Origin of the sequence: Advenella faeciporci, assembly GCF_014652395.1 — a bacterium.
Taxonomy (GTDB): domain Bacteria; phylum Pseudomonadota; class Gammaproteobacteria; order Burkholderiales; family Burkholderiaceae_B; genus Advenella; species Advenella faeciporci.
In genome coordinates this window covers 19,081-37,519 of record NZ_BMYS01000019.1, presented here as the reverse complement: position 1 = coordinate 37,519, position 18,439 = coordinate 19,081, and the positions used below count along the sequence as shown (strand labels likewise).

Sequence of the window (18,439 nt, the reverse complement as noted above, 5' to 3'; positions counted from 1 at the left end):
ATATGCCTTTCCACGGATAACTTCGAGAATGTCCTTATCACTATCCGGTTTGTACAGGCATCAGGCCATTAGCCTGCCCGTCTTACTGAAAACCGTGTAATTTTTATAGGAATGTAACATGAGAACACTGCATAAAAGCCTGATTGCCGCAGCAGTTTTATTTGCCGTGGCTTATGGTGGGGCAGCCGTCCTTCCACAAACCAGGGTTCCGGACACCGTGACAAACGTTGACCTTAACAATGAGGAACTGATCAAGCAAGGGGCTTATATTGCCCGAACCGCAGACTGTGTTGCCTGCCACACCAGCCCTAACGGTGCAGAGTATGCGGGTGGACTGGCTATGGAAACACCGGTAGGTGCCATTTATTCAACCAATATTACGCCCGACAAGGAAACCGGCATTGGCAATTACTCTTTGGCCCAATTCATTGGTGCCGTCAAGCATGGTGTGCGCGGGGACGGACAGGCTTTATACCCTGCCATGCCTTACCCGTCTTATGCGATTATGCCCGATGAAGATCTGACAGCACTTTATGCCTATTTCATGGCCGCTGTCAAACCTGTCAAACAGCAAAATGCCGATTCCACCATACCACCGGTTTTAAACTGGCGCTGGCCCATGGCCTGGTGGCAACTGGTGTTTGCGCCAGAACGGGATTTTGTACCCGACCCCAATGCCGATGAAGAGATCAATCGTGGCGCCTACCTGGTCGAAGGCCCGGGCCACTGCAGTGCCTGTCATACCCCACGCGGCATCGCCTATCAGGAGTTGGCCCTGAAACTGAGTGATGGCGATGAGTTTCTTTCCGGTGCCGTTATTGACGGCTGGCGAGCCAAGAGCCTGCGGGGAGAAGCCCGGGGATTGGCCTCCTGGAGCCAGGAAGAACTGGAACAGTTCCTGTCAACAGGCCGCACTGACAAGGTTGCCGCCTTTGGTGCCATGGCTGATGTGATACAGCACAGTACCCAATACTTCACCCCTGAAGATATTTCCAGCATGGCCAAATACCTGAAAAATCTACCCCCGGTCAAGGGCAGGGAAACAGGCATGCCCGCCAAAACAGATACCACAACCGGTGATCTGCTAAATGGCAACTATACCAGCCGGGGTGCCTTGTTATACACAGAGCACTGCACAAGCTGTCACCGCGCTGATGGCAAAGGCGTAGAACGGATTTTTCCGGCTCTTGACGGAAACAGCGCCATCTTCGCCAACAATGCCCAATCGGTCATCCAGATTACCCTTGAGGGTGGAAAAATGCCTGGGACACCCGCAGACAGAATGGCGTTCACCATGCCTGCTTTCAATCACCTGAGCGACCGGGATCTGGCTGAAGTCATCAACTTTATCCGCAACAGCTGGACCAACCAGGCGCCAGAAGTCAGGGCTGTCGACATTGCAAAAATCCGTCATTTCGTATCGGGTAAAGCCCCTCATATCAACGCTACAGGAGATCAACATGAATAAAACGGTCAAATGGTCTGTCATCGCAACTGCTGTTATTGCCGTTGGTGTGGGAATTTATCTGGCCCAGCCACCTGCGCTAACTGAAGCCTCCCCCATCAGTTTTGAGATTCTGGACAAAGACAAAAATGTCGTTGGGCAATATATCGTTCCTGACGACACTGCCATAACCCAGGAGCCCAATGCGCAAGAAATCCTTTATGGCAAGCGCCTGATGAATGAAACCAAACGCCTGTTGCCGGAACATGTCGGTGCCTCAATGAACTGCAGCAGCTGTCACGTGGCGCAAGGCAAGTTAAACATGGGCGCGCCTTATTTCACCACTTCCAACAGCTATCCAAGAGTCATGCCACGGGCCGGCAAGGAGGTGGACCTGACCGGCCGCATTAATGGCTGCTTCCAGCGCTCCATGAATGGCAAGCCACTGGATCCGGATTCGCGTGAAATGAAAGCCATGATTGCATATATTGATTGGGTCGGCCAAAAAGTGCCCAAAGACCAGAAAGTGCAAATACAGAATGCCGGCAAGATCAATGAAGACCTTGTGCCCGACCCAATGAAGGGCAAGGTGCTTTATGCTGCCCAGTGTGTCAGCTGCCATGGAGACAATGGCGAAGGCCTGAAAGACAGCCGTGGCGATATTGTTTTTCCACCATTATGGGGAGATGAGTCCTTTAATATCGGTGCCGGCATGGCTCGCACCTACAAGGCTGCCGCTTTTATTAAATACAATATGCCCATGGGGGTACAGCAGCATGGCGCATGGGGCCAGGGCGGTGTGCTCAGCGACCAGGAAGCCGTTGATATCGCCGAATATTTTACCCATATGCCCCGCCCCGACTTTGCGGGCAAGGTCAATGACTGGGCCAAGGGAAATAAACCCAAGGACGCACGCTACTAAGTAAAAACAGCTAACGCCCCATACCAACAACCTCTTTAGCCGGACGCCCTGTCCGGTTTTTTTATCTTACAGGATAGCCCTGAATTTTATTTAAAATTGAATAAAAAAGTATTTATGTTTTAAGTTTTGAATTTATCAGGGAACAAAAACAAAACGGGTCAGGTGAAAGAAAACCGGCGCGGCAAACACAACGGAGTCCAGCCTGTCGAGCACACCGCCATGACCCGAAATCATGTGCCCCCAGTCTTTCGTGCCTATGCTTCTTTTAATGGCAGACAGGGAAAGCCCGCCCAGAAAACCGCAGGCCACAATAATGAATGACAGGAAGGCTGCCTGCAAGGCAGTGAACGGCGTTATCCACCACAACGCCGTGCCAGCCGCAATGGCCAAAAACCCGCCACCAATAAAGCCTTCGACGGTTTTTGAGGGGCTGACATTGGGTGCGATTTTGGTTTTTCCAAACAGTTTCCCGACAATGTACTGGAAAATATCGCTTAATTGAACCACCAGTAACAGGTACATTAACAACAACAGGTTTTGCCCCTCATAACCGGGGATTGGCAAGAGCATTAAGGCCGGTGCATAGCTTAAGCAATAAACCGTCAGCATCAGTCCCCATTGAATTTTGGCAACCCGGGAAATAAAGGCATCGGTATCACCCGACAAAGCGGTTACGGCCGGCAACAGCAAAAACCCGTAAACCGGCAGGCACATCACGAACAGCCCATACCAGTCTGCGCCAATCAGCCAGTATTGCAGGGGAATGGCAATATAAAAACAGATACACAACGCCCAGTGATCACCTTTGCGGGTGGGCGTCAGGGTAATGAACTCACGCAGCGCGAAAAATGACAGCAAGGCATACAGCACCAGGGTGGCCACTTTTCCGATAACAAAGCAGGCCACCAGGACCGCAACCATGATCCACCATGCCCTGATCCGGTCATTCAAATTGCGTATGACTTCGTTATTGTTTTTCCGGGCCAGATATTGCCCGATACTGCTGGCCACGACGAGTAAAAAAATAAGCCCGGCCAAAATCCACCAGAATTTAATGGGGGCCTGCGTAATCACGGTTGAAATGAAACTGTCCAATTTACTTGCTCCTGATGCCGGGTTCAGTCTGTTGTTATTTCAGTGGGTGCCAAGGCAATGACCGCCTCTCTGGCTCTTTGCAGGAAGGCGGCTTTTTCTTCGTGCTCAAAAACTTCAAGTGGCGCACCATATGTAACCGTACATGCCAGGGGCACCGGAATCAGGCTACCTTTTGGCAGACAGCGCCGGGTATTATCCAGATAAACAGGAATCAGCTCCACCGTCTTGAACTTTTGGGCCAAATGATAAAGCCCGGACTTGAATGGGGCAGGTAAAGGCAAAAAATGGCGGGTACCTTCCGGAAAGATAATCAGGGAATCGCCGTTTTCAAGTGCCTCGTATAAAGGTGATAAAGGATCACCCGACTGTTTATCACGGGAAATAAACACGACATTTAAACCCTGTGTGGCAATATGCCGCCGAACACCGGCTTTGTCCCAATAGTCGCGTGCGGCTACCGGACGCGTTGTTTTACGTAATTCAGCCGGTAAGGAAGACCAGATTGCCAGGGTGTCCAGATGACTGGTGTGGTTGGCAAAATAAATACGCTGCCGGTGTTCTGGCTGGCTTGCCTGCCAGCGTGGCAAAGCCCCAATCAGAAAGCGGGTGATTAATGAAAGCAAAGGAGAAATCATGCCTGGCTCCTGCGATGTTCCAGTTCAGTGACAATATCTTTGGTACGCGTATAGCAGGTGATTAACGATCCCACGGCAATAACACTATTGGCCAGTATCAGGCAGTATTGAGTGGACCAAAGGTGGGACTCAATGGCCCCCAACAGGCAGGCTACGGTGAAGACAGCCATTCTATGCTGTTTGGCCATGGGTCCACGAAAACTTTGCGGTAAACCAAGGCTCCCGCCAAAAACACGGATATAAGCCGTTAAGGCAGCCAGCAGGGCTCCCAGCCAGCCTAACCAGGAAAGATTGATGGCATAGCCCAGGGCCACAATCAGCAAAGTATCGGCAATACGGTCGGGAAACTCATTGAATATTTCCCCTGTAGCCGTTTTTTTGCCCCCTTCAAGAGCCACCATCCCGTCTAACAAATTGCATATTAATCGTAACTGTATGCCAACTGCGCATAAAACCAGCCCGTATATGCCTGGCCAAACAAGTAAGGCCAGGGCGCCAATGGCGGCAAACAAAATGCTGATGCAGGAAATCTGGTTGGGTGTAGGAAAGGGTTGTCTGGCCAGAAAAGAGACAAAGCCAATAACCAGGCGGTTTTGACGACTGGCAATAGGCCGGCGGTTTTCAGCCGCATCGGTTTTTAATGATAAGCGCTTATCCATGACGTAACCTGTAATCCTTTTTTGAAAATTATCATTCCAGGCAATTGTCAAAGCAACTGCCAGATAAAGCAATGGCCTGACTTCCTTGTGCAAGCCCGAAAAAATCTTCACATTATTAACGCTTCCACCCCTGTTTATTCCCCTGCATAGAGAAAATAATCCGTGCGTAATAACCTGTAAAAACCCTCTGAAAAACATCTACGCCCGCAGTAGAACTTGACAATTACTTAGCCATCACGGAAAAAGCGGGCCAAGGCAGGTTCAAGCTGAACATTTTAACAAAAACAACAAAATCATTAAAAATCAACAACCTAGGTCATTATTCAAAACAACTTGCTTAAAATTCAAAAATAAGATATACTTGGCTGGATTGCTAAAGAAATAAGGCAATAAAACCAAGCACTTATAGCAATTTATTATATAAATATATTAAAAACCAGCAATCTCTCCATTCGGGCTTGCAAAAAAAACCAGCAATCATAAAATTGCAATAAAAACGGGTTACTCTATTGGTGCCACCCCGTTTTGCAGTAAAAATCGGGAGCAAATCCGAGACGTTTGCTCACACCAAAGCATTATCAACAATTATTTTTATAAAGAGAAAAAATATGAAACTATTAACCAGACTTCGTGAGGAATTTTCTACTCACAACGCAAGCGAAAGCAAAAACAATGCTGAAAAAAATACCCAGCACAGTTACCAGCGCGTCAATAACGGCATGTCATTCCTGTCATCCAATCGCCTGGCCAAATCAAAAACCCTGAATTAACACAACCTTCACCAACAGGTGCGTCACCAAAGGCCACCTGTGACTGTCAAATAAAAGAGGCATGCATTGGCATGCCTCTTTGCTTTTCTGGGCTCGACTTGCCTGGTGTACGTTCCCACGCGGGAGCGTTGGGAACGAGTCCAACTGCCCTCAAAAAGTTGAATGGGTGTCCAACTATTTGGGGGTAGTTCACAGAACGAGGAACGAGTTCAGTTCAAGCTGTACGGTTCAGGCCCATGTCCCAAAAAGCGATTTCCATGCGGGTTGCCGTTCCAAAGGTTTTTTTCACCCGGCTCAGCCAGGCATCGGGCAGGTCGGCACATAAACGTTCCAACAACTCCTTTTCCACCTTAATGGCATCCTGAAACGCCTGCCCCGCATACATTTCTATCCAGTTGCGGTAAGGATTGCCTTCCAGTCTGGTGTACGGTTGCTGCATCAGCCATGTGCCAATTTCGGCATAGCCCATCATGCAAGGCGCCAACGCTGCATGCAATTCGGCCAGATCTCCGCTTAAGCCACGATCCAGCACAAAGCGCGTATAGGCCACGCAGGCCGAGGATTCTTTTTCCTGCTGCAACTGAGCTTCACTGATGCCCCACTGCCGGCAATAATCAATATGCAGTCCTATTTCCAGGTCAAGCAGGGCATTAATGCCAGCCTGTCCGTAACGCATGTCGGCGAAGTTGTCGCTTTTATATACAGCCAGCGCCCAGGCACGGGTAAACTGGATAAGAAACAGGTAATCCTGTTTAAGGTAATGCCTGAAACTTTCAGCCGGTAAGGTTCCCGCCCCCAACTGGCGCACAAACTCATGCTGTGTATAGGCTTGCCAGTCTTGGGCACAAGATTGCTTTAACTGCTCAAAAAAAGACATATCCAAAAAACTCCTGTTATTCAAAATCATCAAGGTTCAATGGCATAATCGGCCAGTGCCGGCACCTTGTTTTTAATCAGGCCCTGCTCTTGCATGAAGCGGGCAAAGGTTTCATAGCGCCGTTGGCCAAGTGCCCCCGGCTGCAGGGCAAAACGGGGCAAGGTATCTTTCCAGGCCCGGCGATTAAGCTCATTATCCAGTTCCTTGGGTTTATAGTCCTTGAAAACCGTCCAGGCCTCATCGGGATGGTTCACAATATACTGCACCGCCTTTTCCAGGGCCACATTAAAACGGCGGTATTTTTCGTCGTCACGGTCTTTGTTGTTGACCACCATAATCAATTCATCATAGGCAGGCACGCCCTCTTCTTCAACATAAAACGCATGGCCGGGATGGTTTTCAATATCAAGCTGGTTCAGCTCAAAATTACGAAATGCGCCCACCACGGCATCCACCTTGCCGGTAATCAAGGAAGGGGACAGGGACCAATTCACATTCACCAGCTCAACGTCATCAAAAGTCAGGCCTTTTTCTTTAAGCATGACTTTTAACAGGATGTCTTCAAAGCCCCCTACTGAAAACCCCACTTTTTTGCCCTTCAGGTCTGCAATCGATTTGATATTGCTGCTTTTAAGGGTCACCAGGGTATTCAGGGGCGTGGCAATCAGCGTCGTCACCCGTGTCAGGGGAAGGCCTTCATCAATTTGCATATGCAACTGGGGCTGGTAGGTAACCGCCATATCCGCCTTGCCAGCCGCCACCAGCTTGGGCGGCATGGACGGGTCTGCCGGTTCCTGGATATCCACTTTCAGACCCTGTTCGGCAAAATAGCCCTTCTTTTCAGCAATCACAATAGGAGCATGGTCGGGATTCACAAACCAGTCCAGCAATAACGTGACCTTGTCTTCGGCCAATGCCTGCGCACTGACCAGCAGGCTTAAGGCACATGCGGCCAGCCATTTTTTTCCTGAAACTGAACTATTCATATCCTTTCTGATCTCCTGATCCCGTTCATTAATTTTTCCAAAAATCAATTTAAAACTAAAATAAATTATGCAGTCCAGTGAATCAATTTCCGTAATACGTAATCAACACTGAAATACAGCAATAATGACAAAGAAGCCAGCACAATAAGCGAGGCAAACACGGTATCTACCTGCATGCGGGCATTGGCATGCAGCATTAAGTAACCCAGGCCGCTGCTGGAACCCACCCACTCGCCAATGACCGCACCAATAGGTGCCACCGTTGCGGCCACCCGCAGGCCCGATGCCAGTGACGGCAAGGCCGCTGGCAAACGGATTTGCCACAATACCTGCGCGGAGCTTGCACCCATGGTTTGAGCCAGTTGCAACCAGTCACGCGACGTGCGCTGCAAGCCGTCGTAACAGGCCGATGTAACCGGAAAAAAAATCACCAGGGCAGCCATCACCACCTTGGAGGCCATGCCATACCCCAACCAGATCATCAGAATGGGTGCCAGGGCAAAAACCGGAATGGCCTGGCTGACAATAAGCACCGGCAGCAACCATGCCCTGAATGAGCGGGACCATTGCAACAGCATGGCGCTGGCAAAGCCCAGCAGGCAGCCCAGCACCATACCCATGATAATTTCCGCCATGGTAACCAAAGCATGTTCGCCAATCAGGGAACGCTGTTCCCACAGGGCATTCAAGACCCGAAACGGACCCGGCAAAATAAAATGCGGCGTATTGGTCAGCCATACAAGGGCCTGCCACAAAGCCAGCAAGCCAGCGGTAATCAGCAACAGGCGCAAGCCAGGTGAGGTTTTATGAATATTCATGGTGCCGGTGTCTCCTGGTCTTTTTGCAGATAGGCCAGTAACTGACCCTGCCAGGATAAAATCTGCGCATCATCGAGGGCGCGCGGTGCCGGTGTATCAATCGCAAACATCATTTTCAATACCACCGGCCGTTCTGTCATGACCCAAACCTGCCCGCTTAAACGAAGTGCCTCAAGCGGATCATGGGTAATCAACAGCACGGTTTTACCATGCAGCAAGGTAGACGCAAGGTCTTGCAATTGAAGCCGGGTAATGGCATCCAGTGCCGAAAAAGGCTCATCCATTAATACCACGGGTTTATCTTCCATTAAGGTTCGTGCCAGTGCCACGCGCTGGCGCTGGCCACCCGATAAATGCTCGGGCATGCTTTGTGCCTTGCCGCCCAGGCCAACCCGCTCAAGCATGGCATTGGCACGCTCCTGATGTTGGGCCGACACCTGTTTACGCAAACGGACACCCAGCAATACATTTTGTTGTACCGTGAGCCAGGGCAGCAAGGCATCACGCTGCCCCATCCAGGCCACCCTGCCATGTAACGGCTGCCCGTCACTGGCATTAATACTACCAGCAAGCGCAGTGCCGCTTAACAGGCCGGCAATACTTTGCAGCAGGCTGCTTTTGCCCACGCCCGAACGCCCCAAAATGCTATGCCAGCAAGCACCCTTGAAATGCGCATTCAACTGGCTGAACAGGGGCTTGCCTGCGTAGCTCAGGCCAATAGCTTGCAGGCTGATTCCGGGTGACATGAATAGAAATGATTCCTTTTGTATGGCAATTAACAATAATTCTGATCATTGCGTGATGGACAAAAGAAGATCGTAAGAAAATACCGGCCAAGTGCAGGCCTGTGGTATTGCATCCTATTTCCTCCGCCAGTACGAACTGGATCAGGTTCACGGGTGTTTTCTCAGCCTTTACCACTAGGAGCAAGGCACCCCGACAAGATGCAGGCAGTCTAGCGTATTATGAGGGAACTGTCCAATCACGCTAGGCTCGGTGCGAATCCCGGATCAGGGCCAGTGTTTGCCGGGCAATCACCCGTTCTTCATTGGTGGGAATAACATAAATGCCAATGTTGCTTTCAGGCGTACTAATGCAGGCTTGATTGTTGTCATTCAGGTCAGGATCAATGCTGACACCCAGCCAGGCAAGATGCTTACATACTTCGTAACGGACCCGCGGGCTGTTTTCCCCGATACCGGCCGTAAATACAAGCGCATCCAACCCTTGGGTCGCAGTGAGCAAACCTGTAATACCTTTGGCGATATGATATGTAAAATAATCCATCGCCAGCCTGGCTCGCGGATCAGGGTTGCCTTGCAGTTCACGCACATCAGCACTGATGCCAGAAAGTCCCTTAAGGCCAGACTCTTTATACAGCAAGTGCTGGATTTCATCATGCGTCATGCCCTGTTCAAGCATCCACAATACCACACCGGCATCCATTTGCCCGCAACGGGTACTCATAGGCAAGCCATCCAGTGCGGTAAAACCCATGGTTGATTCCTGGCTACGACCATTAAGCATGGCACAAGCCGATGCACCGGAACCCAAATGGGCCACCACCACTTTACCCGCCATTACATCCGGGTAGTCCTGCCTCATTTTTCCTGCGATATATTCGTATGACAGCCCATGAAAGCCGTAACGACGAATACCTTCTTTATAGTAAAACTGTGGCAAGGCAAAACGATCAGCCACTTCGGGCTTGGAGCGGTGAAAAGCGGTATCAAAACAGGCGACCTGCCGGATATGGGGCCAATTCTCAAAAATCACATGAACCGGTTCCAGGTTGTTGTGCTGATGCAGAGGGGCCAGCGATACCAGGGCATCCAATTTTTTTATCACCTCATTATCAACCATGACACTACGGTCATAATCAGGCCCGCCATGCACAATGCGATGCCCAACGGCTAACGGTTCTTTGGTAATGACCGTACCAAACCAATCACCAACCACCCGTTGGGAAAGCTGTAAGTTCTGGGCCTGCTCCGGCCGCAAAAACTGTTCAACCAATATTTTTTGATGTTTATCCTTAACCTTGAACGATGGCTGCTTGCCACCAATGCCTGAAACCTGCCCACCCAAAGCAAACTCAAGCGTATTGATCCCATCGGTTTCATAAAGGTGGAACTTCAAACTTGAACTTCCTGCATTCATGACTAAAATTGTGTCTTGCATATTCAACCTGTTTTTTATTTGCCAATGACCCTGTTTTGAAGCAGACTGTCGGCATACACTGCCGCAACTGCACACGAAGCCAAACGGGTTCGTTCGCTATCTGCCCGACTAGTAAGAACAATAGGCACTCTTGCGCCCAATACAATACCCGCGGCATCGGCCCCTGACAAAAACGTTAAATTTTTCACCAGCATATTACCAGCCTCCAGATCCGGAACCACCAGAATCTGGGCATGACCGGCCACCTCGGAGCGGATACCCTTGATGGCGGCTGCCTCGGGGCTGATGGCATTATCCATGGCCAGCGGACCATCCAGAATGCCACCCTTGATTTGCCCACGATCAGCCATTTTACACAAGGCGGCCGCATCAATGGTACTTTGCAGTTTTTCATTGATTTGCTCTACCGCTGACAAAATAGCCACACGCGGGGTATCCAGACCCAGCGCAAGATGCAAATCGATAGCATTGCGGATAATATCGGCTTTTTCACACAAGGTCGGAAAAATATTAATCGCCCCATCGGTAATAAATAGAAGTTTATCGTAGCTGGGCACATCCATCACAAACACATGACTGATACGACGTTCGGTACGCAGGCCACCGTTATAACACAGCACCGAATGCAGCAATTCATCACTATGCAGGCTGCCTTTCATCATAAGCGTTGCCCTGCCCGCCTGCACTTCGGCAACTGCGGTATCAGCCGAGGCATGGCTATGTCCGGTATTAATAATTTGCAAACCACTGATATCCAGATCATATTCCCGGGCAACCACACGAATACGTTCTTCGGGACCAACCAGAACAGGGATAAACAAGTTTAATTTACCGGCCTGTACCGCACTGGACAGGGAAGCTTCATCGCAAGGATGAACCACCACACAAACATGTTTTTTTTCAAGACCGGCAGCAATATCAACCAGCTCCTGAAAACGATCGTTTCGATTCATACAAATTTCCTTTACTTACCCAGGTACACTAATCATGTTGGGGTATCGACATCAAACCAAAAAATACATTTCAGTAAATTATGAAACATTTTCATTACAATACCAATGATTAGAGAGTATACCCTACCGATTTTTCAGATTGACCATGACAAAAAACAATAAAACATCCATTCAGGCACCTTCATCTTCAGGAAAACTGGCCGCCCGCAAAGATGACACCACTGGCCTATTATCGTGGATGCCAGGGCTTAACACGCTCCTGCACTATCGCAAGGAATGGCTTCGTCATGACCTGGTCGCAGGCCTGGTACTTACCACCGTGCTGATTCCGATTGGGATTGCCTATGCCATTGCCGCAGGACTTCCCGGCATTTACGGTCTGTATGCCACAATTCTCCCCCTGCTGGCTTATGCCATTTTCGGTCCCAGCCGCTTACTTGTCATTGGACCCGACTCCGCATTGGCCGGCATAATCTTTGCCATTATTGTACCCATGTCTGCCGGCAACCCCGAACGGCTGGTTACGCTGGCCGGCGCACTGGCCATACTTTCAGGCTTGATCTCCATCCTTGCCAGTTTATTAAAGCTTGGATTTATGACTGAGCTGATTTCAAAACCCATCCGCTACGGTTATATGAACGGCATTGCACTCACCGTACTGATCAGTCAAGCGCCTGCCTTGCTGGGCGTATCGGTAAGTTCAGACGGAATTTTTCTCAAGCTGAAAGAAATCGGATTGGCACTGGCCAATACCCAAACCAATAACATATCCCTGCTGATAGGCATGGTTTCTTTAGTATTATTGTTAAGTCTCAAACGTTTCAAGCGTTTACCCGGCGCATTGCTGGTACTGGCCCTGGCAACCATCGTAAGCGCTTATTACGGGCTTGACCGGCATGATGTGAAAATCATGGGCGCTTTACCAAAAGGATTGCCTTCATTCACTATCCCCCTGATCAGTCTCAATGACCTGTCATCATTACTTGTGGGAGCGGGTGCCATCGCCCTGTTATCCAACTCTCAAACCAGTATTTTATCCCGTTCCTATGCTGCCAAATATAATGACCACATCAACCCCAACAAGGAAATCTTCGGGCTTGGGGTTGCCAATTTCATCGCCGGTTTTTTTCAGGGCTTCCCCGTCAACAGCAGTGTCTCACGTACACCGGTATCTGAAGCGGCCGGTGCAAAAACCCAATTAGCCTGCATTACTGGCGCTGTCATTATCGGGCTGCTCTTATTATTGGCCCCCGATCTGCTTTATTATCTGCCAACCCCAGCGCTTGCCGCCGTTGTCATTACCTCTATTCTCGGTTTTTTTGAGTTCAAAGATCTCAAGCGCATTTATCGCATTCAGCAATGGGAGTTCTGGCTTTCTATCGTTTGTTTTGCCGGTGTCGTCATATTCGGTGTTTTACCAGGTATTGGCATCGCCATATCAATTGCCATCCTGGAGTATTTATGGGATGGATGGCGACCACACTACGCCATCCTTGGCCGAGTTGACCAACTCAAGGGCTATCATGACATTAGTCGTCATCCATCCGCCCGCCTCATACCAGGTTTAGTCCTGCTACGTTGGGATGCCCCCCTCTTCTTTGCCAATGCCGAGCTTTTCCATCACTGCGTCCTTGATAGCATTGCCAAATCCCCCCACCCGGTGCGGCGCATTGTCATCACCTCAGAGCCGGTGACCAGTGTTGATGTCACGTCTGCAGATATGCTGGTTGAGCTGGACGAGCAGCTCAAGGCGGCTGGTATTGAACTGTGTTTTGCCGAAATGAAAGATCCGGTCAGGGATAAATTACGCAAATTCGGTCTGTCTGACCGTTTTGACAATGACCGTTTCTTCCCGACGATCGGGCAGGCCGTCAATGGTTATCTGAATGCATACATTGTGGAATGGATTGACTGGGAAGACAGGGTCTGATTATTACGGGGAAAATTTTTATGTGTATTGCCTATCTATCCATCAGGAAACATCCCGAGTGGCCATTATTCATCGCTGCCAACCGGGACGAATTTCACCAGCGCAAGGCCTTGGCAGCCGCTCCATGGCAAAGCAACCCGGACATTATTGCCGGCATAGACTGCGAGGGTGGCGGCACCTGGCTTGGCATTAATAAAAATGGCCGTTTTGCCCTGCTAACCAATTACCGCGACATCAATTCCATTCTCCCAAATGCCCCATCCCGTGGCAACTTGGTTAGCGAATTCCTGCAAAAAGATACGCCGGCTCTTGATTATGCCAGTGCCATTTTAACCAAGGCAGAACATTACAATGCCTTCAACCTGGTGGTGGGCAGCCCGGATAAAAGCGTATATATCAGCAATCGCAGCCACCAGACCAAACCCGCAGAACTGCAACCGGGCAGCCATGTGCTGTCCAACCACCTGATGGATACGCCATGGCCCAAGGCGGAGCGGTTACGCAAGGCCTTGGACAGTATTGAGCTTGATTTCCTGCCCGATCAATTACCCGATATTTTTGATATTTTGCGTGATAATACCCGGGCTGCCGACAACGATTTGCCCAATACCGGGCTTTCACTGGAACGTGAGCGACTGCTAAGCAGTCCGTTTATTGTCAGCCCCGACTATGGCACCCGCTGTTCAACCATTATTGCGGTGCATAAAAATGGCCAAGCCCTGTTCAGTGAAATGACTTACAACTCCATGGGTCAGGCAGTTAGCCAGAATAAGTTTGATTTTTTAATTGAAATCTAAATAAAATTTTCATTTTCAAAAGCGGCTTTCAGATAACTGACAAACAGCCGGATAATATTAGGTACATGCGGGCTATAGGGGCGAAGAGCGAAAATGCTTTCTCCAAAAACACTCACTGGTTTCCAGTGTGACAAAACCGGTACCAAGCTGCCTTTTTTCAGTTCGGCAGCCACCGAAAAATCAGGAATGGCGGCAATACCCTGATGGGCCAGAAGCAGTTCCCGCAGCGTTTCACTATTATTGGCAGAAAAAGAACCATTAACCGGCACACTGACTCTTTCCCCTGCGCCTTTCCTGCGTTCAAAATGCCAGGTAGGCCGGGACCCCGAACGCAAATACGTCAGGCAATTGTGCTTCATTAAATCTGAAGGATGGGCTGGCATGCCATGACTCTGAATATATTCGGGACTGGCCAGAAGCAGGGTTTGGGTTTGGCACAAAACCCATGCCACATAGGTTTCAGGCACGGCCGAAGTATGTCTGATAGCCAGATCAAACCCCTCTTGCGCAAGCGTGCTGATATGATCGGACAGCTCGATTTCAATCTTGATTTCAGGATAAACCCGCATGAAATCAGCCAGACGCGGTACGATTTGCTGACGGGCCAGTGCAACCGGTGCGGTTACCCTGATGACCCCCTTTGGCTGCCCGGCCAGTTCCCGTATTTTTTCACAACCGGTTTCTATCTCGGCAAAAGCCGGACGCGTTAAGGCAACCATGGCCTGCCCGGCTTCGGTTAAACGCACGCTACGGGTCGTACGCTGCACCAGCATGATGCCCAGCGCTTTTTCAAGTTCCTGGATGCGCTGGCTCATGGCCGCCTTGCTCACACCCAATCGCTGTGCCGCTGCTGTATAACTGCCCGCATCATCAAGAATGCCAAGCCAGTAAATGTGTGACCAGAGAGGTTCTATTTTTCGGATATCCATTTAAGCATTGTCCAATATTATGAACAATAAATCCAGTTTTCAAGTATTGATCATCAGGTGGCAGCTCTCTATACTGCTTTAAAACATCATTTCAAAACAGGAGATCAGCATCATGAATCCAGTCCCGGCCTATGCCAGCAGTGAAGATATTGTTAATTATATTAATGGCACAAAAACCACTCCCTCCCAGGCAGAAAAACAGCCGGTCTACAATCCCGCCACGGGTGCTGTAACCCGTCATGTGGTGCTTTCAGGCGAACAGGAAATAAACGATGCCGTGGCGGCTGCCAAAGCTGCTGCCACAAACTGGGCCAATACCCCCCCTATCCGCCGGGCCCGCATCATCAACAAATTCCTGGGCCTGATGCAGGAGCATACTGATACCCTGGCAGCCATCATTACCGCCGAACATGGCAAAGTCTTTACCGATGCCCAGGGCGAAGTGGCCAGAGGGATTGATATTATCGAATTTGCCTGCGGCATTCCCCAATTGCTCAAGGGCGATTACACCGATCAGGTTTCCACCGATATTGACAACTGGACCATGCGCCAGCCTTTGGGCGTAGTCGCCGGCATCACACCGTTCAATTTCCCGGTCATGGTTCCCTGCTGGATGTTTCCGATTGCTATTGCGGCAGGCAATACTTTTATTCTCAAACCCAGTGAGCGGGACCCCAGCGCCTCCCTGTTCATGGCCGATCTGTTGAAACAGGCCGGCCTGCCCGATGGTGTTTTCAACATTGTACAAGGAGGCAAACCTGCGGTTGATGCCTTGCTGGAACACCCTGACGTATCCGCCATCAGCTTTGTTGGCTCTACCCCCATTGCCCACTATATCAGTGAACGCGCTGCCCATTTCGGCAAACGGGTACAGGCCTTGGGCGGTGCCAAAAACCATCTGGTTGTGATGCCCGATGCCGATCTGGAACGTGCCGTTGATGCCCTGGTGGGTGCAGGCTACGGCTCTGCCGGTGAACGCTGCATGGCCATTTCCGTTGCCTTGCTGGTGGGCGATGTAGGAGACAAACTGATTCCAATGCTGGCAGAACGTACCCGCAACCTCAAAATCATGAACGGCATGAACCTGGAAGCTGAAATGGGCCCCATTGTTACCCGTCAGTCACTGGACAAAATTGAGTCCTATATTGAATCAGGTGTCCAGGAAGGGGCCAGCCTGGTTGTTGATGGCCGTGGTTATACTGTTCCGGAACACGAAAGCGGCTTTTTCACCGGTGGCACCCTGTTTGACCACGTCACGCCCGCAATGCGTATTTACAAAGAGGAAATTTTTGGACCTGTGCTGTCCTGCGTCAGGGTTGCCGATCTGGGTGAAGCAATTGAACTGATCAACAACCATGAGTTTGGCAATGGCGTATCGTGCTTTACCAGCGATGGACACACGGCGCGGGAATTTGCCCGCCGCATTCTGGTTGGCATGGTGGGCATTAATGTACCCATTCCGGTACCCATGGCCTGGCACGGATTTGGCGGCTGGAAAAAAAGCCTCTTTGGCGATATGCATGCGTACGGAGAAGAAGGCGTGCGGTTTTACACTCGCCAGAAATCCATCATGCAGCGCTGGCCTGAAAGCATGTCCAAAGGCGCAGAGTTTGCCATGCCAACAGCCAAATAAAACGCAAAAGACCCTTGCCACACAAACTGCAAGGGTCTTTTATCAGGGTTGCATGGCAAGCCCAGGCTTATGAGCGAATTTTAACGAACAGCATATAGATAAAGCTCTACGCGACGGTTCATGGCACGTCCGCTTGGCGTGCTGTTATCGGCAACAGGATCATTAGGACCACGGCCTTCTACACTCATGCGGCCAGCGGCAACTCCTTGGGAAGCCAGGTAGTTGACCACGCTTGAGGCACGGTTAACCGAGAGGGTCTGGTTAAAGGCGGCTGAACCGGTGCTGTCGGTATGACCGACTGATTTCAGGCGCAACGTAGGCTCTTCGATCATGGAAGTTGCCAGTGCATTCAGGACAGGGTAAATGGCAGGCTTAAGCGTGGCTTTACTGATATCGAAAGTGGCGCCGTCTGGAATATTGACTTTCAGGCTGCCATCGGCCATTTGGGTGGTTGAAATACCCAGTTGCTTGCCGCCGGCCTGATCAACCTTGCCAACAATACGATCCCAGTTATAGCCAACAATCGCCCCGGTGACCGCACCGATACCGGCTCCGATACCTGCCGCTTTGGAGCTGTCACCAATCAACGCCCCCAGGCCAGCACCCACTACCGCGCCAATACCGCCACCGGCAGCGGTGTTACCGCCCTGTGTTGCGCAACCAGCCAGAATGGATCCGGCGACCAGAACACCGGCTAGACGTGTTAAACGATAATTCATGTACTTCTCCTATTCGAATCTGTGTTCTTGATGATGAACAACGGCAAGTATGATCAAAATAATATATGGTTAAAAAGCCCATATCTTAAATTAATATGCTTTCCGCTGGAATACTAACATACTACGTCAGACACAAGTACTGGCAAGATCTCCTTTTGTATGGACAAAAAAACCAAAATATCAGCTACGCCATTGTTTTTAAATATTTTTTTATATCATTAAGAATTGACATTTCTTATATTTTAATGACAATCCGCAATGTTTTGTAGAATATTCAATCGTGCAATCAATCGGGTCTTACCAGTAACATCACCAGCTTGTAGTCAAGGTGAGTGGCCAAGCGAAAAGTGATCTGTTCAAACTCGAGATAGCCCTTTTGCGGATGCATGAATTCACGTATCCCCCCCTCACGCTCCACCACCGCCTGCCTTGACCACCAATGCTGAAACAGCTCGCTGGAGGCAAGCAATTCCTCAATGATCTGGCTGATATCCTGCTCATCAAGATGAGCGCCAATATCGGCCCTGAATTCAGCCACCGAGCGGCGCGCACGCTGCTCCCAATTGACCACTACCGTAGGGGCATCGGGGTTTTTAAAAATAAACCTGAGTAAGTTGGGCGCTTGCTGGCGGCTGGGCCAGTGATTGAAAACCGTGTCCAGTGCCTGATTGAAAAACAGGATATTCCAGCAACGGTCAAGGATATAGGCAGGTCCGGCACAATTATTGACACAGGCCTGCAAGGACAAAGGAAGACTGCCATGCTGGGCTTTTCCATGATCTGGATCAGTCACTTCAGCCAGTTCAAACAGGTAAGCCCGCTCCGCCTTTGTCATGTGCAGGACATCGGCCAACCGGGACCACACCGCACTGGAAACAGAGACATCGCGCCCCTGCTCAATCCAGGTGTACCAGGTGACGCTAATATCACATAATTGCGCCACCTCTTCACGACGCAAGCCCGGGGTACGGCGACGCTGGCCGTGACTGAGGCCGGCCATTTGTGGTGTTACCCTGGACCGGGCATTGCGCACAAACTCGCCCAACACCTGTTTATTGGCAGGAACCCCTGACTTGATGCCCATGACCGGA

Annotated in this window: 18 protein-coding genes and 1 riboswitch; of the genes, 6 read left to right on the top strand and 12 right to left on the bottom strand. The window is 50.3% G+C overall.

Features of this window, described 5'->3' with window-relative positions; translation table 11 throughout:
- Positions 1-118: 118 nt before the first annotated feature.
- Together IE074_RS12095 and IE074_RS12090 are read left to right on the top strand one after the other, a co-directional pair.
- Complete coding sequence (locus tag IE074_RS12095; RefSeq protein ID WP_189385717.1) at positions 119-1,468, top strand: c-type cytochrome; 1,350 nt, start codon at positions 119-121, stop codon at positions 1,466-1,468.
- Positions 1,461-2,366, top strand: a complete 906-nt coding sequence (locus IE074_RS12090; protein WP_189385716.1) for a c-type cytochrome — start codon at positions 1,461-1,463, stop codon at positions 2,364-2,366. The genes IE074_RS12095 and IE074_RS12090 overlap by 8 nt, the downstream gene beginning before the upstream one ends.
- A 135-nt stretch (positions 2,367-2,501) precedes the next feature.
- Here IE074_RS12090 and IE074_RS12085 read toward each other — a convergent pair whose 3' ends face one another.
- The 3 genes from IE074_RS12085 to IE074_RS12075 are packed head-to-tail and all read right to left on the bottom strand — an operon-like array spanning position 2,502 to position 4,755.
- Positions 2,502-3,461, bottom strand: a complete 960-nt coding sequence (locus IE074_RS12085; protein WP_189385715.1) for a phosphatidate cytidylyltransferase — start codon at positions 3,459-3,461, stop codon at positions 2,502-2,504.
- Positions 3,462-3,484: 23 nt separating this feature from the next.
- Complete coding sequence (locus IE074_RS12080) at positions 3,485-4,096, bottom strand: lysophospholipid acyltransferase family protein (RefSeq protein ID WP_189385714.1); 612 nt, start codon at positions 4,094-4,096, stop codon at positions 3,485-3,487.
- Positions 4,093-4,755: a CDP-alcohol phosphatidyltransferase family protein gene (locus tag IE074_RS12075; protein WP_189385713.1), complete on the bottom strand. Its 663-nt coding sequence runs from the start codon at positions 4,753-4,755 to the stop codon at positions 4,093-4,095. Before IE074_RS12075 ends, IE074_RS12080 begins: the two co-directional genes overlap by 4 nt.
- Before the next feature lie 608 nt (positions 4,756-5,363).
- Here IE074_RS12075 and IE074_RS12070 point away from each other — a divergent pair.
- Positions 5,364-5,525: a hypothetical protein gene (locus IE074_RS12070; protein WP_189385712.1), complete on the top strand. Its 162-nt coding sequence runs from the start codon at positions 5,364-5,366 to the stop codon at positions 5,523-5,525.
- Between the two features lie 214 nt (positions 5,526-5,739).
- Here the strand turns inward: IE074_RS12070 and tenA are convergent, their stop codons facing one another.
- The 6 genes from tenA to IE074_RS12040 all read right to left on the bottom strand — a co-directional run bounded on the left by tenA (position 5,740) and on the right by IE074_RS12040 (position 11,340).
- Positions 5,740-6,402 carry a thiaminase II gene (gene tenA, locus IE074_RS12065; RefSeq protein ID WP_189385711.1) on the bottom strand — a complete coding sequence of 221 codons (663 nt, stop codon included), beginning with the start codon at positions 6,400-6,402 and terminating at the stop codon, positions 5,740-5,742.
- A 29-nt stretch (positions 6,403-6,431) separates the two neighbouring features.
- A complete protein-coding gene (locus IE074_RS12060; RefSeq protein ID WP_189385710.1) occupies positions 6,432-7,388 on the bottom strand; it encodes an ABC transporter substrate-binding protein in 957 nt (318 codons plus the stop codon).
- A gap of 65 nt (positions 7,389-7,453) precedes the next feature.
- The gene (locus IE074_RS12055; protein ID WP_189385709.1) at positions 7,454-8,206 is read right to left on the bottom strand and encodes an ABC transporter permease; all 753 of its coding nucleotides are present in this window, start codon (positions 8,204-8,206) and stop codon (positions 7,454-7,456) included.
- Positions 8,203-8,952: an ABC transporter ATP-binding protein gene (locus IE074_RS12050; protein WP_189385708.1), complete on the bottom strand. Its 750-nt coding sequence runs from the start codon at positions 8,950-8,952 to the stop codon at positions 8,203-8,205. The genes IE074_RS12055 and IE074_RS12050 overlap by 4 nt, the downstream gene beginning before the upstream one ends.
- Positions 8,953-9,053: 101 nt before the next feature.
- Positions 9,054-9,155: riboswitch (TPP riboswitch) on the bottom strand.
- Positions 9,156-9,193: 38 nt separating this feature from the next.
- Positions 9,194-10,387 carry an acetate/propionate family kinase gene (locus IE074_RS12045; protein WP_189385707.1) on the bottom strand — a complete coding sequence of 398 codons (1,194 nt, stop codon included), beginning with the start codon at positions 10,385-10,387 and terminating at the stop codon, positions 9,194-9,196.
- Between the two features lie 14 nt (positions 10,388-10,401).
- The gene (locus IE074_RS12040) at positions 10,402-11,340 is read right to left on the bottom strand and encodes a phosphate acetyltransferase (RefSeq protein ID WP_189385706.1); all 939 of its coding nucleotides are present in this window, start codon (positions 11,338-11,340) and stop codon (positions 10,402-10,404) included.
- A 196-nt stretch (positions 11,341-11,536) separates the two neighbouring features.
- On the opposite strand from IE074_RS12040, the gene IE074_RS12035 reads away from it, so the two are divergent.
- Both IE074_RS12035 and IE074_RS12030 read left to right on the top strand, forming a co-directional pair.
- The gene (locus IE074_RS12035) at positions 11,537-13,270 is read left to right on the top strand and encodes a SulP family inorganic anion transporter (protein WP_373297820.1); all 1,734 of its coding nucleotides are present in this window, start codon (positions 11,537-11,539) and stop codon (positions 13,268-13,270) included.
- 20 nt (positions 13,271-13,290) lie between these two features.
- A complete protein-coding gene (locus IE074_RS12030) occupies positions 13,291-14,067 on the top strand; it encodes an NRDE family protein (protein ID WP_189385704.1) in 777 nt (258 codons plus the stop codon).
- Here the strand turns inward: IE074_RS12030 and IE074_RS12025 are convergent.
- Positions 14,064-14,996: a LysR family transcriptional regulator gene (locus IE074_RS12025; protein WP_189385703.1), complete on the bottom strand. Its 933-nt coding sequence runs from the start codon at positions 14,994-14,996 to the stop codon at positions 14,064-14,066. The genes IE074_RS12030 and IE074_RS12025 overlap by 4 nt on opposite strands.
- A gap of 112 nt (positions 14,997-15,108) precedes the next feature.
- On the opposite strand from IE074_RS12025, the gene IE074_RS12020 reads away from it, so the two are divergent.
- Entirely contained in the window at positions 15,109-16,629 is a 1,521-nt protein-coding gene (locus tag IE074_RS12020; RefSeq protein ID WP_189385702.1) for a CoA-acylating methylmalonate-semialdehyde dehydrogenase, read from the top strand.
- An 80-nt stretch (positions 16,630-16,709) separates the two neighbouring features.
- Here the strand turns inward: IE074_RS12020 and IE074_RS12015 are convergent, their stop codons facing one another.
- The gene (locus IE074_RS12015) at positions 16,710-17,348 is read right to left on the bottom strand and encodes a YiaD family glycine zipper/OmpA-like lipoprotein (protein WP_189385701.1); all 639 of its coding nucleotides are present in this window, start codon (positions 17,346-17,348) and stop codon (positions 16,710-16,712) included.
- Between the two features lie 286 nt (positions 17,349-17,634).
- The gene (locus IE074_RS12010) at positions 17,635-18,432 is read right to left on the bottom strand and encodes a helix-turn-helix transcriptional regulator (protein WP_189385700.1); all 798 of its coding nucleotides are present in this window, start codon (positions 18,430-18,432) and stop codon (positions 17,635-17,637) included.
- Between the last annotated feature and the right edge of the window lie 7 nt (positions 18,433-18,439).

Coding starts and splice junctions, on each gene's coding strand:
- IE074_RS12075 (WP_189385713.1), bottom strand. CDS start 4,755: ATGGATAAGCGCTTATCATTAAAAACCGATGCGGCTGAAAACCGCCGG.
- IE074_RS12080 (WP_189385714.1), bottom strand. CDS start 4,096: ATGATTTCTCCTTTGCTTTCATTAATCACCCGCTTTCTGATTGGGGCT.
- IE074_RS12030 (WP_189385704.1), top strand. CDS start 13,291: ATGTGTATTGCCTATCTATCCATCAGGAAACATCCCGAGTGGCCATTA.
- IE074_RS12020 (WP_189385702.1), top strand. CDS start 15,109: ATGAATCCAGTCCCGGCCTATGCCAGCAGTGAAGATATTGTTAATTAT.
- IE074_RS12060 (WP_189385710.1), bottom strand. CDS start 7,388: ATGAATAGTTCAGTTTCAGGAAAAAAATGGCTGGCCGCATGTGCCTTA.
- tenA (WP_189385711.1), bottom strand. CDS start 6,402: ATGTCTTTTTTTGAGCAGTTAAAGCAATCTTGTGCCCAAGACTGGCAA.
- IE074_RS12010 (WP_189385700.1), bottom strand. CDS start 18,432: ATGGGCATCAAGTCAGGGGTTCCTGCCAATAAACAGGTGTTGGGCGAG.
- IE074_RS12095 (WP_189385717.1), top strand. CDS start 119: ATGAGAACACTGCATAAAAGCCTGATTGCCGCAGCAGTTTTATTTGCC.
- IE074_RS12055 (WP_189385709.1), bottom strand. CDS start 8,206: ATGAATATTCATAAAACCTCACCTGGCTTGCGCCTGTTGCTGATTACC.
- IE074_RS12025 (WP_189385703.1), bottom strand. CDS start 14,996: ATGGATATCCGAAAAATAGAACCTCTCTGGTCACACATTTACTGGCTT.
- IE074_RS12070 (WP_189385712.1), top strand. CDS start 5,364: ATGAAACTATTAACCAGACTTCGTGAGGAATTTTCTACTCACAACGCA.
- IE074_RS12050 (WP_189385708.1), bottom strand. CDS start 8,952: ATGTCACCCGGAATCAGCCTGCAAGCTATTGGCCTGAGCTACGCAGGC.
- IE074_RS12090 (WP_189385716.1), top strand. CDS start 1,461: ATGAATAAAACGGTCAAATGGTCTGTCATCGCAACTGCTGTTATTGCC.
- IE074_RS12040 (WP_189385706.1), bottom strand. CDS start 11,340: ATGAATCGAAACGATCGTTTTCAGGAGCTGGTTGATATTGCTGCCGGT.
- IE074_RS12015 (WP_189385701.1), bottom strand. CDS start 17,348: ATGAATTATCGTTTAACACGTCTAGCCGGTGTTCTGGTCGCCGGATCC.
- IE074_RS12045 (WP_189385707.1), bottom strand. CDS start 10,387: ATGCAAGACACAATTTTAGTCATGAATGCAGGAAGTTCAAGTTTGAAG.